The organism is Halomarina pelagica, assembly GCF_024228315.1.
GTDB classification, from domain to species: domain Archaea; phylum Halobacteriota; class Halobacteria; order Halobacteriales; family Haloarculaceae; genus Halomarina; species Halomarina pelagica.
Genome location: NZ_CP100454.1, coordinates 2,348,775 through 2,365,368, shown reverse-complemented (window position 1 = coordinate 2,365,368; position 16,594 = coordinate 2,348,775). Strand labels below are relative to the sequence as shown.

The 16,594-nt window shown below is 71.7% G+C and carries 15 protein-coding genes; 3 read left to right on the top strand and 12 right to left on the bottom strand.

The features are described 5' to 3' along the window. Positions 1–106: 106 nt before the first annotated feature. The gene (locus tag NKI68_RS12265) at positions 107–841 is read right to left on the bottom strand and encodes a nucleotide exchange factor GrpE (protein WP_254543385.1); all 735 of its coding nucleotides are present in this window, start codon (positions 839–841) and stop codon (positions 107–109) included. A 101-nt stretch (positions 842–942) separates the two neighbouring features. On the opposite strand from NKI68_RS12265, the gene NKI68_RS12260 reads away from it, so the two are divergent. After that, the gene (locus tag NKI68_RS12260; protein ID WP_254543384.1) at positions 943–2,355 is read left to right on the top strand and encodes a DEAD/DEAH box helicase family protein; all 1,413 of its coding nucleotides are present in this window, start codon (positions 943–945) and stop codon (positions 2,353–2,355) included. Next, positions 2,355–3,899: a DUF790 family protein gene (locus NKI68_RS12255; protein ID WP_254543383.1), complete on the top strand. Its 1,545-nt coding sequence runs from the start codon at positions 2,355–2,357 to the stop codon at positions 3,897–3,899. The genes NKI68_RS12260 and NKI68_RS12255 overlap by 1 nt, the downstream gene beginning before the upstream one ends. Before the next feature lie 119 nt (positions 3,900–4,018). On the opposite strand, the gene NKI68_RS12250 is transcribed toward NKI68_RS12255, so the two are convergent. Both NKI68_RS12250 and NKI68_RS12245 read right to left on the bottom strand, forming a co-directional pair. Then, on the bottom strand, positions 4,019–4,534 hold the full coding sequence (locus NKI68_RS12250; protein WP_254543382.1) for a DUF7122 family protein: 516 nt from the start codon (positions 4,532–4,534) through the stop codon (positions 4,019–4,021). After that, on the bottom strand, positions 4,531–5,436 hold the full coding sequence (locus NKI68_RS12245) for an RsmB/NOP family class I SAM-dependent RNA methyltransferase (RefSeq protein ID WP_254543381.1): 906 nt from the start codon (positions 5,434–5,436) through the stop codon (positions 4,531–4,533). Before NKI68_RS12245 ends, NKI68_RS12250 begins: the two co-directional genes overlap by 4 nt. A 92-nt stretch (positions 5,437–5,528) precedes the next feature. Here NKI68_RS12245 and NKI68_RS12240 point away from each other — a divergent pair, with 92 nt between their 5' ends. Then, positions 5,529–6,266 (top strand): proteasome assembly chaperone family protein, encoded by a 738-nt coding sequence (locus NKI68_RS12240; protein WP_254543380.1) that lies wholly within the window; start codon positions 5,529–5,531, stop codon positions 6,264–6,266. 1 nt (position 6,267) lies between these two features. On the opposite strand, the gene NKI68_RS12235 is transcribed toward NKI68_RS12240, so the two are convergent. The 9 genes from NKI68_RS12235 to NKI68_RS12195 form a co-directional block, all read right to left on the bottom strand. After that, on the bottom strand, positions 6,268–6,747 hold the full coding sequence (locus NKI68_RS12235; protein WP_254543379.1) for a DUF7575 domain-containing protein: 480 nt from the start codon (positions 6,745–6,747) through the stop codon (positions 6,268–6,270). A 66-nt stretch (positions 6,748–6,813) separates the two neighbouring features. Then, positions 6,814–7,491 (bottom strand): type I 3-dehydroquinate dehydratase, encoded by a 678-nt coding sequence (locus NKI68_RS12230; protein WP_254543378.1) that lies wholly within the window; start codon positions 7,489–7,491, stop codon positions 6,814–6,816. Between the two features lie 22 nt (positions 7,492–7,513). Next, entirely contained in the window at positions 7,514–8,536 is a 1,023-nt protein-coding gene (locus NKI68_RS12225; RefSeq protein WP_254543377.1) for a DNA-methyltransferase, read from the bottom strand. Between the two features lie 535 nt (positions 8,537–9,071). After that, entirely contained in the window at positions 9,072–9,458 is a 387-nt protein-coding gene (locus tag NKI68_RS12220; RefSeq protein ID WP_254543376.1) for a DUF7994 family protein, read from the bottom strand. Between the two features lie 42 nt (positions 9,459–9,500). Beyond that, positions 9,501–10,463: a transcription initiation factor IIB gene (locus NKI68_RS12215; RefSeq protein ID WP_254543375.1), complete on the bottom strand. Its 963-nt coding sequence runs from the start codon at positions 10,461–10,463 to the stop codon at positions 9,501–9,503. Between the two features lie 227 nt (positions 10,464–10,690). Further along, positions 10,691–12,484, bottom strand: a complete 1,794-nt coding sequence (locus NKI68_RS12210) for a flippase-like domain-containing protein (RefSeq protein WP_254543374.1) — start codon at positions 12,482–12,484, stop codon at positions 10,691–10,693. A gap of 115 nt (positions 12,485–12,599) precedes the next feature. After that, positions 12,600–14,354 (bottom strand): radical SAM protein, encoded by a 1,755-nt coding sequence (locus NKI68_RS12205; protein ID WP_254543373.1) that lies wholly within the window; start codon positions 14,352–14,354, stop codon positions 12,600–12,602. Positions 14,355–14,688: 334 nt separating this feature from the next. Continuing rightward, positions 14,689–15,240, bottom strand: coding sequence for a TspO/MBR family protein (locus NKI68_RS12200; protein WP_254543372.1), 552 nt, complete (start codon positions 15,238–15,240; stop codon positions 14,689–14,691). Between the two features lie 111 nt (positions 15,241–15,351). After that, entirely contained in the window at positions 15,352–16,551 is a 1,200-nt protein-coding gene (locus NKI68_RS12195) for an NAD(P)/FAD-dependent oxidoreductase (RefSeq protein WP_254543371.1), read from the bottom strand. Positions 16,552–16,594 lie beyond the last annotated feature (43 nt).

The following is a 16,594-nucleotide window of genomic DNA, read 5'->3' as shown; positions in this document are numbered from 1 at the left end:
TAAACCTTGCTGAATCTCGTCCACAGGCCCTCACCCCCACCGTATCGCCGTCGTGCGGTTTTCCGAAAACGCGTCGAGGGACAACCGCGAAGTATAAACAGAAGTGCTATTCGTCGTTCCCGTCGGACACCGTGACCTGTGCCGGCTTGATGACCTTCTCCGCCATCTCGTAGCCCGGCTGGTAGAGGTCGTCGACGGTCCCCTCCGGTCGGTCGCTGTCGACGCGCATCAGCACCTCGTGGCGCTGGGGATCGACGCTCTCGCCCGGTTCGGGCGCGATCTCGGTCACGTCCTCCGATTCGAGGACGTCGTCGAACAGTCGCAGCGTGGACTCGACGCCCTCGCGGATGTCGCCCTCCTGCTCCAGTCCGCGCCGGAGGTTGTCCCGCACGTCCACGAGGCGGACGACGAGGTCCTCCGTGGCGCGCCGTCGCTCCTGCTCGCGGCGGCGTTCCTGGCGCTTCTTGTAGTTCCTGAAGTCCGCCTGCGCGCGCTTGAGCTTCGATTCGAGTTCCTCGATCCGCGCGTCGCGCTCGTCGAGTTCCGCCTCCAGTTCGTCGGTCCGGGAGCGCAGCGCGTCGATCTCGCGGGCGAGCTGTTCGGGGGCCGCCGACTCGACGCGCTCGACGAGGTCGCCGTCCGGTCCTTCCGTCGACGACTCGTCGACGGGTCCGTCGTTGCCCCCCTCGACGGGGTCAGCGTCGACCGCCTCTGCCGACTCGCCGGTCCCGTTCGCCCCACCGCCGTCGATCTCGCCGGGGTCGCTGGCCTCGTCGGAATCAGCCGACTCCTCGACTCGTTCTCGCTCCCGTTCCCGCGGAGACTGCTCGTCGTCACTCATTGCCGAGAGGGTGGGTCGGCGGGCGAGTAAACCCACCGGATTCGCGCCGAGGACGGAGCCGTCCCGTAATCGACAAGAGCGTTGAACGCCGCGTTTCTCCCGTGTTCACCCTCGCGTTCGAGGACGGGACCATCCGCGTCGACGGCCCCGAGGACGTCCCCCTGCCGGGCGTCGAGGCCGACCCGCGGACGAAGACCCGTCGCGCGCCGGCCCACCGCTACGCCGCCCTGAGAGCGGCGCTCGAGGCCCGCGGCCTCCCCTTCGAGGACCGCGTGCTCGACGCGCCCGCGTTCGACGTCGCCTCGAGTTACGAACTCCGCGAGTACCAGCGGGCGGCGCTCGACGCCTGGCGCGACAATCGCGATCGCGGGGTGCTCGAACTCCCGACCGGGAGCGGGAAGACCGTCGTCGCGATCAAGGCGATCGAGGCGCTCTCTACCGCGACGCTCGTCGTCGTCCCCACCATCGACCTCCTCGAACAGTGGCGGCGGGAACTCGCGGCGGAGTTCGACCGCCCGATCGGGCAGATGGGCGGCGGCGAGCAGCGGGTCGAGGCGCTCACCGTCTCGACGTACGACTCGGCGTACCTCCGCGCCGACGAGATCGGCGACCGCTTCGGCCTCGTCGTCTTCGACGAGGTCCACCACCTCGGCGGCGAGGGCTACCGCGACATCGCCCGCCTGCTCGCCGCGCCCGCCCGCCTCGGACTCACCGCGACCTTCGAGCGCCCCGACGACGCTCACGAGGTCGTCGCGGACCTCGTCGGCCCGCGGGTCTACCGACTCGACCCGGAGGACCTCGCCGGCGAGCACCTCGCCCACTACGACATCAAGCGCGTGAGCGTCGAACTCACGCCCGAGGAGCGCGAGCGGTACGAGGCGGCCCAGGGGACGTTCGTCGACTACCTCGCCCGCTCGGGCATCCAGATGCGCTCGGGGAGCGACTACCAGGAACTCGTGAAGCGCTCGGGGAGCGATCCGCGCGCCCGCGAGGCGCTGCTGGCGAAGCAGCGCGCCCGCGACATCTCGATGCACGCCGACGCGAAGGTCGAGGCGCTCGCCGAGATCCTCGATCGCCACCGCGAGGACCGCGTCATCGTCTTCACCGCCTCGACGGACCTCGTCTACCGCCTCTCCGAGCGCTTCCTCATCCCCTCGATCACCCACCACACCGGGACGGCGGAGCGCCGCGACGTGTTGGAACGGTTCCGCGAGGGGCGCTATCGGCGGGTCGTCACGGCGAACGTCCTCGACGAGGGCGTGGACGTGCCGGACGCGAACGTGGCGGTCGTCCTCTCCGGCAGCGGCAGCGAGCGCGAGTTCACCCAGCGCCTCGGGCGCGTGCTCCGCCCGAAGAACGCGAAGAACGCGAAGAGCGCGAAGAACGGCGGCGACTCCGGAGCCGCCGCTACGGATGCCGGCGAGGCGACCCCGTCCCGCGTCGGGCGGGCGCTGCTGTACGAGGTCGTCACCGAGGAGACCGCGGAGGAGAACGTGGCGCGGAGGCGGCGCTGATGCTCACGAAGGACCTCCTCCGCGTCTCGCGCCGGGGCGGCGGCTACCGACCGCTGTTCGCCGACGCGGACGACGAACCGCTCGCCGAGCGCGTCCTCGGCGTCTACCGGGAACACGTCGACGAGCCACGGGCGACGCTGGAGGCGGCGCTCACGGACCTCGAACGCGAGGGCGGGGCGTTCAAGCTGGTCCGCGGCTTCGCGAAGCTCCTGGACCGCGAGGCGACGTTCGAGACGCGGGCGGCCGTCGATCCCGAGCGCGTCCGCGACGCCGTCTTCCGACGGGCCGAGGAGCGGAGCGTCGTCACGTCCGACGAGCGCGCGGCCGTCCTCCGCGAGGTGGCGGACCGGTTCGGCGTCGCCCCCGACGAGATCGAGGCCGCGCTCTACGCCGACCTGGACGACCGCCAGGTGCTCGCGACGTTCGAGCCGCGGTGGTCGGCGGCGGACCTGATCGCGCAGTACAACCTCTCGCTGGCGCAGACGGCGCTGTTCGACGCGACGGAGGTCCGCGTCCGGACCGCGGACCCGAAGGCGCTCGTCTCCGCGGTCAAGCGCCTGCGGCTGATGTACGAGATCAGGAAGGTGCCGGACGAGCGCGCGCGGCCCGACGGACGCTCGGGACCGCCCGTGCGCGAGGTGATCGTCACCGGTCCGGACGCGCTCTTTCGGCGGTCGCGCCGCTACGGGACGCGCTTCGCGCGGCTCCTCCGGACCGTGGCGACGGCCCCGGAGTGGTACCTCGAGGCCGACATCGACGACCGCGGCACCGAGCGGCTGCTCGAACTCGACGCTGGCGACGTGACGGTGCCGAACGTCGAACCGCTCGCGGAACCGGCCTTCGACAGCGGCGTCGAGGCCGACTTCGCGGCGCGCTTCCGGGCGCTCGACCTGGACTGGGACCTGGTGCGGGAGCCCGAACCGCTCGAGTCGGGCGCGTACGTCGTCATCCCCGACTTCGCGTTCGACTGGCGGCACTCCTCGTTCCGCGTGTTCTTCGAGATAATGGGCTTCTGGACGCCGGAGTACGTCGAGAAGAAGCTCTCGCGACTGGCGGATCTCGAGGACGTGGAACTGGTCGTCGCGGTGGACGAGTCCCTCGGCGTCGGCGAGGAGATCGAGGCGCTCGACCACCGGGTCGTCCCCTACTCGGGGAACGTCCGCGTGAAGGACGTCCGCGACGCGCTGCGGCGCTACGAGGAGACGCTCGTGGCGGACGCGGCGGCCGACCTCCCCGACGACCTCGTCCCCGACGCCGACGCGGTGACGCTCGCCGAACTCGCCGCCGAGTACGGCGTCAGCGAGAGCGCCGTCGAGGGCAAGTCGTTCCCGGATCACGAGCGCGTGGGGCGGACGCTCGTGCGGCCGGCGGTGCTCGACGACCTGCGCGGGCGGATCGAGCCGGGGATGTCGCTGTCCGAGGCCGAGGCGGTTCTCGCGGAGGCGGGGATCGACGACGCGAGCGCGGCGCTCTCCGCGCTCGGCTACCGCGTGGAGTGGGACGGGCTGTCCGGCGGGACCGTCCGCGAGAAGGAGGCGCGGTGATGGGCGAACAGGCGACGGATCGGGACGCGAGGGGTCGTGTCGCGCAACCGCGGAACCCCGCGCGGTGACTCGTCAGGACACGGGGGCTCTGGCCGCCCTCTCCTATATGAACTATCGTTTCAGTCGATCTCCCGGCGTCGACCCTTCGGCACCTGCGAGCGGAGTTCGTCGTAGAGGTAGAGGCCGACGCCGATCGGTTCCGGTTCGCCCGCGAGGTCGTGGGTCACGATCAGGTACCCCCAGTCGCCGTTCCAGTCGGGTTCGACCGTCTCGCCGGCGACGAACCGTCTCGCCCGCTCCTCGTCCAGGTGGACGACGTTCCTCGTCGCGTGTCGCCCGAACCGCTGGACGGCGTCGGTGGTGGGCTTCCAGTGCTCCTGTCTGACGCGCAGGAAGGTCATCCCGAGCGCCTCGACCGTGGCGGGAGCGGGGACGTCGCCCGCGAACGCCCAGAGCTTCCCCGCGCCCTTCTCCCAGAAGGTGTAGCCGTCGAAGGTCGCCGGCGGGACGCCGAAGCGCTCCTCCCAGAAGTCGAGGACCGCCTGACGGGAGGGACGCCCCTCGACCTCGCGCTCGGCGTCGGTCTCGGGGACGCGGTCGAACTCGTGGCTCCGGTTTTCGCGTGGGGCCGTCACGCACCCACCTCCAGCTTCGCGCAGAAGAACCCGCCCGTGTCGTTGAGGTGCGGGTAGACGCGCTTGGCGTGGTGCACCGACTCGTCGTACCGCTCGCCCTCCCACTCGGTGACGCCGGGGCGCGTCTCGAGGTCGACCTCGAAGGGGACGAGCCGACAGTCCTCCTCGCGGAGGACGGCGTCGAGGACGCCCTCGTTCTCCTCGGGGGCGAACGTGCACGTCGAGTAGACGACGGTGCCGCCCGGCCGGGTCACCTGCACGGCGCGCCGGAGGATCGCCCGCTGGATGCCGGCGATCGAGCGGACGTGACCGAGGCTCCAGTCGTCGAAGGCGTCGGGGTTCTTCCGGATCGTCCCCTCGCACGAGCAGGGGACGTCCACGAGCGCGCGGTCGAACGGCTCGCCCCCGAACGGCTTCAGCGAGAGGTTTCGCGCGTCGCCGTTGGTGACCGCGAGGTTCGTCACGCCGCAGCGCTCCGCGTTCGACCGGAGGGCGGAGAGCCGTCCGAGGTTGTTGTCGTTGGCGACGAGCGTGCCCTCGTCGTCCATCAGCGCGGCGAGCTGGGTCGTCTTGCTCCCCGGCGCGGCGCAGGGGTCGAGCACCCGCTCGCCCGGCTCCGGGTCGAGCACGACCGCGGGGAGGGCGCTCACCTCCTCCTGACCGTAGAGCCAGCCGTGGAAGTAGGGCCACGAGGTGCCCGGGCTCCGCGAGTCGAGCCGGAGGAGTTTCGGCAGCCAGTCCGCCCGTTCGAAGCCGTGGCCGCCGTCGGCGAGCGCACGCGTGGCGCGCTCGACGGTGGTCTTGATGGTGTTGACCCGGACCACCGAGGGGAGCGGTCGCTCGCAGGCCGCCCGGAAGGCCTCGACGTCGTCGACGAGCGGTTCGTAGCGCTCGAGAACCATGGTCGCGAGTGGACGGGGGCGCGTTTGTGCGTTTCCATCGGCCCGCGCACGGCGGGCATACCGTTAACCCGAAGCCGGCCGTGTGCTCGCACATGGCACATATCGCCGTCAAGACGGAGCTGTCCCTCTCGAGTCCGACGCTCGTCGAGGGGCTTCCGGGCGTCGGTCTCGTCGGGAAGATCGCCGCCGACTACCTCGTCGACTCCCTCGACATGACCTATCACGCCGCCGTTCACTGCGACGGGATCCCGCGCGTCGCGGTCTATCGCGGCGAGTCGTCCGCGGTGCGCCCGCCGGTACGGCTCTACGCGGACGAGGCGCGCGACCTGCTCGTCCTCCAGAGCGACGTCCCGGTCTCCCCCCGGAGCGCCTCGGAGTTCGCGAGTTGCGTCACGAGTTGGTTGGCCGAGCACGACGTGACGCCGCTCTACCTCAGCGGCCTTCCGACCGAGAAGGGCGACAGTCCGCCCGAACTCTACGGCATCGCGACGGGCGACGGCGATCGGCTGCTCGACGACGCGGGCGTCGTCCCGCCCGCCGAGACCGGGTTCGTCAGCGGGCCGACCGGCGCGCTGCTGTACGAGGCGGACAGGCGCGAACTGACGAGCGTCGGTCTCATCGCCGAGGCGGACGCGCAGTTCCCCGATCCCGAGGCCGCCCGGGCGATCCTCGAACACGGCGTCAAGCCGTTGACCGGCGTCGAGGTGGACGTCGAGGCGCTGGTCGAACAGGCGGAGGACATCCGGGAGGCGAGAGAGCGCCTCGCCCAGCGGATGCGACAGGCCGAGGAGGAGAGCACGCAGGCGCAACCGATGCGTATGTACCAGTGACTCACCCGTTCGCGTCGAACTCCGCCGCGCACCACGGGCAGAAGTCGAACCCCGCCTCGACGGTCCGACGGCAGTTCGGACAGCGCGTGTCGGCGCTCGCGTCTCCGCTCGCGTTCCCGCCGACATCCGCGGACGCACCGGAGGAGGTGGACGCGACCGACGGCGTCGATCCGGGGCGACCGGAGCGGCGGGACCGCTCGGCCGCACGGCCGTGCGCGGCCAGCCGGTACGCGTCGAACATGCTGAACGCCGTCACGGCGAGGATCGCCAGCAGCGCCGAGATCGGGAGGTTCCGCTGCGCCCGGAGGACGGCGTCGAGGCTGCCGCCGTCGAGCGCGCTCGCGGGGACGACGAGCACGGCGGTCGCGACCGTGAGCAGGAACCACAGCAGGGCGCGCAACCACTCCCGCAGGTAGACGTGCCCCAGCCCGGGGTAGACGAACGCGAGCGCGACGGCGAACCAGGGGCGACGTTTGCGCACGATTGGCACTCTACGGCGGGCGTATATGAGCGTTGTGCCCCGATTTCGCGGGGATCGCCGATTCCGTCACGTAGCGTCCAGCGCGTCGACCAGGTCGCGGAGCGTCGCGAGGTCGTACTGCCCGGGTGCCGTCGCGTCGGCGGGATCGACCGGGGCGTAGCCGATGCGCGAGCCGTACACCGGCGCGACCGCGCGGGAGTGTCGTCCCGCCTCGCCCATCGCCATCGTCGCCACGCGGTTGCCCGCCTCCGTCTGGGCGTGGGTGAGCGCGAGCAGGCGGAGCACGTCGGCAGGGGCGTCCGCCGTCACCGCCAGCTTTCCCACGTCGCCGAACTCCAGCGCCTGGCCGAGCAGGCGCGCCATCTCGGCGCGGGCGGGCGTCTCCTCGAAGTCGTGCACCGAGACGACGACCGCGACGTCGCGCTCGCGCGCGTGGTCGACGACGCCGACGCCCTCGCCCGCCGCGATGGCCGCGAGTTCCACGTCCACGGCCTCCACGCGCGGGTGTTCCGCGGCGGCCCGGAGCGCGTCGACCCGGGCGTCGTCGTCGGCCGCCTCGCCGCCCTCCCACTCGACGCGGTTCGTGGCGAGGATCGGCAACTCGCCGTCGTAGTCGTCCAGGGCGGCGAGGGGGTCGTCCGCGAGGTCCATGCGGAACTCGACGGCGTCTGCGTGCTCGCGGGCGGCGCGCTCCTCGCCGAGGTCGGAGAGGACCGCCGCGAGGACGAACGAATCGAAGTCCATGGTCGGGCTTGCACCGGCGGGGTCAAAACTCGACCGGCGCGTGCGCACAGCGGTAGCCCGCGTCCGTCGCCGCCACCGACTCGACCGCGTAGAGCCGGATCCGCCGCTCCTGACGGGTCATCACGGGGAAGTCGTAGTGGTCGGCCTCGTACGCGAGGTCGTCGCGGCCCGCGGCGAACGCGCGGTGACGGGCGAGGCGGTCGCGAGCGCGCTCGCGCGAGCGGGCCGGGAGGTCGTCGATCCGGTCGGCGAACGCCTCGACGAGCGTCGCGTCGAGTTCGCAGCCGACCGAGTCGCGGGCCGCGAGCATCGCCGCGAGCGTCGTCGTCCCCGTCCCCCAGAAGGGGTCGAGGACGGTGTCCCCCCGCGTCGAGAACATCCGCACGAGGCGCAGCGGGAGCGCGAGCGGGAACGCCCCCGACCGGTCGCGGCGCTCCTCGTCGGGCGCGAGCGCCTGCGGCGTCCCGTTGAACGTCCAGAGGTCGGAGAACCACTCGTTGCGCTCCTCCCAGAAGTAGGCCGCCTCGTAGCGGTCGTCCGCGCCCGGTTCGATCCGCCGCGGGCCGCCGTTCCGGAGGACGAGGACGTGCTCGTGTTCGAGCGTCGGGTAGGCGTTCGGGGGGAGCATCCCCGACCCCATGAACTTCGTCCCGCGGTTGACGGGCTTGCGCCAGAGCACGCCCGGAAGCTGGGTCAGCCCGCGCTCGCGCAGTCGCCGGACGACCTCGACGTGATTCGGGTAGAGCGCGAACTCTCCGACGGTGCGCGTGGCGTCGCCCACGTTGACGCAGGCGATGCCGCCCGGCGCGAGCACCCGCGCCAGTTCCGCCCACGCGTCGTCGAGCACGTCGTGCATCAGGTCGAACGCCCGGTCCCCGTCGCCCGCGTCGAGCGCCTCTCCGATGGCGGGATCGAGCGCCGCGAACTGCTCGTCCCACATCTCGATCATCGGGTACGGCGGGGAGGTGACGACGAGGTCGACCGAGTCGTCGGGGAGCGCGAGGTCGCGGGCGTCGCCGACGCGGACGACGTGCTCGGTCTGCATGGACGAGAGGTCCACCGGGGGCGTCTAGTGTCTTGTGGTCACGCGAGCGGAGCGAGGGTGATCAGGGAGCGACGTGAGGAGCGACCGTGGTCGCGTGGGCAGCACGAGACGGCATCGTGGGTAGCCTACCTGTCGGCTGCTAGCCGCGAGCACGTCGTCCACCTCGAGGTGGGACTGAAAGGGGCCGGTCGCTCGGCGAACCCGGGCGACGCAAGGACCGCAGGGCGAAGCCCGAGGACCGCAGCGAGCCCCGGGAGTCGAGCGACCGGGGGCTTTCGAGCCCTGCACTGCTCACTGCCAGAATCCAACTCGTGTGAAATACCTGAATTTTATTGCTCCGCTCGCGCGACCAGCGGGAGCGACCGTGGTCACGCGAGCAGCGCGAGACGACGATGCCGTCTCGCGGGCCGTGCGGGCGACGTTCGGGTCGCCCGCAGACGAAGCGAGGGTGATCAGGGATCGAACGGAGTGAGCGACCGTGGTCGCGTGAGCGCCAGCGAACGCGGTCAGGGAGCGACGTGAGGAGCGACCGTGGTCACGCGGTTCGCAGTTCGGGGACGAACGTCGGACGGCGGAGTAGCACGCCGATGCCGGTACCGACGACGAACAGGCCGCTGACGACGACGAGGAGTCCGAACGGGTCGCCGTCGAGCGAGAGGGTCACGCCGGAGAGGACGAGCGCCGTTCCGACGAGACAGCCCGAGGTGCCCCGAAGGGTGAGGTAGTCGACGCGCCGACCGGCGACCTCGATCGCGGGTCGCCGACTCGCCGCGAGCGCGAGGAGTCCGGCGAGCGCGAGGGCGACGAACGAGAGGGTGAGGAGACTCGGCCCCGAAGGGACGCCGAAACCGGCGAGAAGGAGGCTCACGGCCACGAGGAGGAGGACGCCCTGTGCGAGGTCGTAGCGGGGACCGAAGGCCATGGCGGACGCTCGACGCGGGAGGTGATAAACGTGAAAACCGACCTACACCGGGATGTCCTGCTCGGCTTCGAGCAGTTCGTGGTACCGGTTGCGGATGGTGACCTCGGAGATGTCCGCGACCTCGCTCACCGCGGCCTGGGTCGTCTTCTCGTTGGTCAGCAGGGCGGCGGCGTAGACGGCGGCCGCGGCGAGTCCCACCGGGGACTTCCCGGAGTGGACGCCCTGCTCCTTCGCGTTGCGGAGGAGGCGGCGCGCACGGTTCTCCGCCTCGTCGGAGAGGCCGAGGGCGCTGGCGAAACGGGGGACGTAGCTCTCGGGGTCGGCGGGCTTCACCTCGAGGCCGAGTTCCCGCACCACGTAGCGGTAGGTGCGGGCGATCTCGCTCTTCTCGACGCGCGAGACGTCCGCGATCTCGTCGAGGCTCCGCGGGACGCCCGCCTGGCGCGCGGCGGCGTAGACGGCGCTGGTGGCGACGCCCTCGATGGATCGACCGGGCAGGAGGTTCTCGTCGAGCGCGCGGCGGTAGATCACGCTCGCCATCTGACGGACGTTCTCGGGGAGGCCGAGGGCGCTGGCCATCCGATCGATCTCGCCGAGCGCCTGCTTGAGGTTGCGCTCTTTGGAGTCGCGCGTGCGGAAGCGCTCGTTCCACTTCCGGAGGCGCTGCATCTTCGCGCGCTGGCGCGATCCGAGCGAGTTGCCGTAGGCGTCCTTATCGCGCCAGTCGATGTTGGTCGACAGGCCCTTGTCGTGCATCATGTTGGTCGTCGGCGCGCCGACGCGCGACTTCTTGTCCTTCTCCCGGGAATCGAAGGCGCGCCACTCGGGGCCGCGGTCGATGCTGTCCTCCTCGACGACGAGACCGCAGTCGGCGCACACCGTCTCGCCGTGCTCCGTGTCGCTGATCAGGTTCCCGCCACACTCGGGACAGTCGAGTCCTTCCCGCTCGTCGGACTGCTCTTCTTCGGTCTGTCGTTCCCGCGTTCGCGTGTTCGAATCACTCATTTGTGAGGGCGTGTGCTATCCGGGCAGGAGAGGCCCCCGAAAATCCCGGACAGTCGTCTGGTACGGTCCCTTGGCCCGAAAGCTTCTTAATGGTTCCGGTACCGATTATAAGAATCTACACCATCGAACGCGCGCGATAGCGTCGAATACTGCCCGTTCTCCCGTCAGAGCGATCCGTCCGCGCCTGTTTATCTATCGACCCCGCGACGCTCCCGCGTTCGAGCCGTTCAGTCCATCTCGGCGATCTCGGCGTCGCGCGTCTCCTCGACCGCCGTCGCGAGCGAGACGTTGAGCGCGAGCGTCGAGGCGACGCCGCCCGCGACCGTGACCGCGTTCTTCACCGCGTGGTCGACGATGGCCGCCCCGAACGCCGTGGCGAACCCCACCGGCGTCAGTCCGACGACGAGCAGCGTGAACGCCCCCTCGTAGAGGCCGACCCCGCCGGGCGACAGCGGGAGCACCTTGGCGAGGTTGCCGACGCTCACCGCGAAGAAGCCGACGGCGACGAGGACGACCGGCGAGAGCCCCACGTCGAAGGCGGCGAGGACGAGGAGCGCGGTGGCGACGTCGAGCGTCCAGATCGCCAGGCTGGACGCGGCGACGCGGCCGAAGGCTCGCGGGTTCCCCGCCACCGCCTGCACGTCGCCGGCGAACCGCTCGACGGCGTCGGCGACGTAGTCGGCGTAGGAGTCGGAGCTGATCCGGGCGACGGCGCGGCGGGCGAGGCGGCGGTCGCCGCGCGCGCTCAGGACGACGAGCCACACCGCGAGGATCGCCGCGACGCCCATCGCCCCCGCGACGGCGAGCGCCGTCCGCCCGCTTCGCCGGTAGGCCGCGGGAACGCCGTCGAGGCCCGAGGGATCGGCGAGACCGACCGCCGAGAGTCCGAACAGCACCGTCCCTGCGAGGACGGTGATCGTGAGCAGATCGAAGACCCGTTCGACGGCGAGCGAGGCGAACCCCGTCGGGTAGGGCACCCCCCGCTTGACCTTCACCACGTACGCACGGACGGCGTCGCCCGCGCGGGCCGGGAAGACGAGATTGCCGGTCTGGCTGACGAACACCGCGGCGGTGAGGAAGCCGAGCGGCGCGTCGTACCCGAGTTCGGAGAGAATGGCCCGGTAGCGACCGCCGCGGAGGGGCCACGACAGCGCGTAGACGGCGGCCGCGAGCGCGATCGGGACGGGGTCGGCCGCGCTCACCTCCGCGAGCACCGTACCGAAGTCGATGTAGAGCGTCATCAACGCCGCCGCGAGCGCGACGAGCAGCGCCCCGGCGGCGACGGACGCGCGCGGCGTGATCCGCGGGCGGACGGCGAACTCCCACCAGCAGCGCAGGAGCTGACTCCCCATGCCGAGCACGTCGCGGACGAAGTCGACCGTCGTCTCCTCGCGCGGGATCCACCCCACGGGGAACTCCTTGATCCGGTAGCCCCGGCGCTGGGCGCGGACGAGCACCTCCGTGTCCCAGAACCAGTGTTCGTCCCGAACGTCGTCGAGGAGCGCGAAGAGCGCCCCCCGGTCGAACGCCTTGAACCCGCACTGGTGGTCGCGCAGGCGGGAGCCGAGCAGGAGCCGAGCGGCGGCGTTGAACCCGCGGCTCGGGACGGCGCGCTTCGCGGGGCGACCGACCACGTGCCCGGGGACGAGCCGCGAGCCGGTCGCCACGTCGTACCCCTCCGTACGGACGCTCTCGACCAGTTCCTCCAGGTGGTCCATCCCCGTCGCGAGGTCGGTGTCGAGGTAGACCAGCGTCTCGCCCGCCGCGAGTCGGAACGCCCGCACCAGCGCGCCGCCCCGCCCGAGGCGGTCGTCGGAGTGGACGTGTCGGACGCGGCGGTCGCCGCCGGCGATGCGCGCGGCGATCTCCGGGGTGCGATCGTCGCAGCCATCCTCCGCGACGATCACCTCGAACGAGCCGTCGGGCAGAAACGAGGCGAGCGTCGCGAGGGTCGTCTCGACGGTCCGCTCTATCGTCGCCTCCTCGTTGTAGGCGGGGAGGACGACGCTCACCTCGGTCATTGGTCGCCCGTCGGCACGGACGAATAAGTGCCTTGCCCACGGGTCACGGGACGGGACGGTCACGGGCGACGGACGGCGAGCGGGGGCGGGACGGCCCGCGGCCGCCCCGTCGGAATCAGTCGGCCCCCTCGGGCGTCCGGACGGTGGCGAAGTCGGCGAGGTCGACGCCGGCGCGCTCGGCCGCGTCCGCGACGGAGGCGAACGGTCGGTCCACGACGAGGTTGCCGGCGCGCTGGCGGCCCACCCCCGGAATCGCCGTCAGTTCGTCCATCGACGCCGCGTTCACGTCGAGCGGGTAGGGGACGCCCGTCACCGAGCGGTACCCGTGGTCGGTCACCGCCACGTCGACCGTCGTTCCGAGGTCGCGCTCGCCCGGGATCGCCACGAGGAGCGGGTAGGTCCCCAGCTGACGACCGAACGTCCGGCCGTCCCTGTGGTACTCCAGGTGGACGTCGGGCAGGCGGGTGCCGACGGGCGCGACCCGCCGCAGCATGGGGTTGTCGATCTCCTCGCGCACCTCCCGCTTGTACCGCTTGAAGAGCTTCTTGTGCTCTTTCGCGATGGCCGATCCCGTCTCCGACATCTCGGTCCCCGCGAAGGCCATCACCTGTCGGATGTTCACCCGGCGGAGCATCAGCCCCTCGTCGTACACCCGCCGGAGGAACTCCTTGTTCAGTTCGTAGGTCTCCCGTCGCTCGCCCTTCAGCCCGTGGAGGAGGTTGATCCCCGGCAGGAGCTTCGGGAGGCGGTTGGCGTCCGCTCCCTCCCCGGACGATCCCTCCGACGGTGCGCCGTCCCCCGGTGCGCCGTCCGCCCCCGCCCCCGGACGCCACCCCGCCGCCTCGTTGACGATCCGGACCGCCTCGAAGCACTCCTCGGCGTCCACGTTGAGGTTGTTCTCCTCCTGGACGACGGGATCGGCCGACTCCAGGCCGAAGGCCGCCGTGTCGCCGGGCGTGTTGTGCCGCGCGATCACCTCGATTCCCTCCCGGGACAGCTCCGGCCACCGCGCGATCGTGACCGGGTTCATGTTGTCGAGGTGGAGCGTCCCGAGGTCGGGGGCCACCTCGCGGATCCCGCCGTAGAGCGCCCGGAGCGCGTCGGGATTGGGCCGCTCGCCGTCGCCGCCGTAGGCGAGGATGTCGGCCTGCCGCCCGAGTCGGAAGTGTCGGACGCCGCGCTCATAGAGCGCCTCGACCTCCGCGACGACCGTCTCGGGCGGGCGGAAGGTGGCGTCGCCGTACAGCGGTTCCGTGCAGAACGAGCAGCGGTAGGGACAGCCCCGGCCCGTCTCCAGTTCGGCGATGAGGTAGTCGGGGTGGTTGGGATGAGCCTCGACGACGAACGCGCCGCGCTCGGCCCACCGCGTCACCTCCTCCACGTCGCGCATGCGGTTCCCGAACCCCTCCAGTCCGTTCGCGACGAGGTCGTGGGCGGCGGCCTCCACGTCCCCCTTGGCGACGAAGTCGTAGTCGAGGTCCCTGCGCTCCGTGTCGCTCGCGCCCTCGTTCTGCTCGCCGACGCCGAAGCGGACCGGCCCGCCCATCAGCGTCGTCCCCGTCGCGGTCCACGCCATGCGCCGCACCTCGTCGGGTTCGGCGGGCGTGCCGCCGACGTACTTGCCGGGGACGGTCATCCCGCCGACGTAGACGAACAGGTCCGCCTCCTCCACGTCGCGCCACCGGCGCTGGTCCTCGCGAAGCGCGTCGATGGTGTGGTAGGTGATGCGCTCCTCGGGGACGCCGGCGTCCACTAGCGCGCCCGCGACGTAGCGCGGGTACGTCGAGACGTACGGCGGGACGCCGAAGTGCGCCGGCTCGTCGACGTAGCCGTCCACGAGCGTCACGTCGAGCGTCGCCGGATCGGTCATTGGAGGGTGTGAGTGGACGAGCGCGTAAAACGGTGACTACCTGCTACAGTCTACGCTTCGACAGCCACCGACTCGAACGCCTTCGAGTCCACACCAGGACGCACGTATCGATCATCCGATCCGCGGTGCAGACCGAGCGAGCGTCGCCCTGGTGGACTGAAAGGGCGAGCACTCTCGACGAACCCCAGTACCGTAAGCACCGCAGGTGAGAGAGCGGGGCGAGCGAGGCGAGGCGCGCAGCGCGTACTGTGGGAGTCGAGAGCGCGAGGGCTTTCGAGACGTTCGTGACGAGATCGGTCGAACGCGTTGCAAGGAAGTGCTCCGCGTTCGCTCCCTACCGGTTCAACCGCCACCCCCGGTAGCAGAGGACGGTCGCGAAGCTCACCCACGCGAGGTACGGGACGAGCAGCAGCGCCGCCCGCAGGCTGACGCGGGCGAACGCGACGACGGTCACCGCCACGGCGAGCAGCAGCGGGACGATCATCGCGAAGCCGACGAGGTAGGTGTTCCGCGCCCGCGAGCCGAAGACGACGAACGACCACGCGACGTTCAGGCCGAGCTGCGCCGAGAAGAAGCCGACGGCGACCTTCCCCTCCGGGGTGTCGCCGGCGTCGCGCCACACGAGGTAGAGGGCGACGCCCATCAGCGCGAACAGGACGTTCCAGACGAGCGGGACGACCCGCCCCGGCGGCGCGACGTCGGGATCGACCGTCTCCCGCTCGTTCAGCGCGGCGACGTCCTCGCGGGTGACGATCCCCGGGACGATCCCCGCCAGTTCGCAGAAGGCGACGGCCAGCGCGAGCCCCGGCCAGTCCTCGCGCGAGAGCGCGTCCCGTGGCGCGTCGCCCCTCGCGCGCGTCGTCGGTCCGTTACAGTGTACGCTCATGGAACTCGCTCGCCCTACGACGCCCGACCAGTTAGTACTGCGTTCGGTCGGCCCGTCCGTCGACCGCGTCGCGTCCATCGCACCGGCGCGACGGCCGACAGCGGCCTCACCTCACTCCGGCTCCACCGCCACGTCCATTCCCTCCACGATCTCGAAGTCCTCGCTCCCGTCGAAGCGCGTCGGGGCGAAGCCCCCGATCCCCTCGCCGCCCAGCATCCCCTCGGCGATCACCTCGCCCAGCGCCGGCGCGCGCATGAAGCCGTGGCCCTGCCAGCCCGCGGCGACGTAGACGCCGGGCGCGCACTCCCCGAGGAGGGGGTCGCCGTCCGGCGTCGCCGTGCAGAGACCCGCCCAGGCGCGCTCGACGGGGAGCGCCGTCGCCCCGCCCGCACCGAGGGCCGCACCCTCATCCCCCTCCGCGCCGAGTGCCTCCCCGAGCGCCGACGCCAGGTACCCCGCGCAGTCCTCGACGAACCAGTCGTCGGCCCCGCGGTCCCAGTCGTCGGGGTCGCGCTCCACCGGCTCGGTGCCGTCGCCGACGAGCAGGCCCGCGCCGTACGGCCGGAGGTAGTAACCCCCGGTCGCGTCGAAGAGCATCGGCAGGGCGTCACGGTCCCGTACCGGCGTCGGTCCGGTGACGAGCGCCTGCACGCGGTAGGGCTTGAGCGGGACGGCGATCCCCGCCGCCGCGAGCACCCGCCGGGTGTGCGCGCCCGCCGCGACGAGCACCGCGTCGAACGACTCCCGTCCGCCGTCCGTCTCGACGACGGGACCCTCGTTCCCGTCCCCTCCTTCCCGGAGCGTCGCGGGCGTGCGCTCGCGGATCGTCGCGCCGGCCTCCCGCGCGCGATCGGCCATCGCGGCGGCGTAGCTCGCGGGGTCGGCGTGACCCGCGTTCTCGGCGACGGCCGCGACCGCCACGTCGTCCGTTTCGAGCGCCGAGAAGCGGTCCGCGAGCGCCGCCTTCGAGAGGAGCGACACGTTCCGGCCGTGCTCGCGCATCCGGCCGACCTGCTCGCGGATGGCCGCGGCGCGGCGCTCGTCGCCCTCGCGCGCCAGCCAGACGTACGGGCGGTCGGTGAACTCGAAGTCGCCGGTGCCGGACAGCTCCCGGAACCGTTCGAGCGCGCGGTCGCCCACGGCGGCGTCGGTGCGCCCGGCGTAGGCGTCGTAGCAGAGGCCCGACGCCCGCCCGCTGCTCCCGGCGGCGACGGACTCGCGCTCGAAGACGGTCACGTCCGCCCCGCGCGTCGCGAGGTCGTACGCGGCGGTGGTGCCGATCGCCCCCGCGCCGAGGACGGCAGTTCTCACCGGTGACCCCCGGCCGCGTCTCGGCGCGGCCGTACACCGGAAC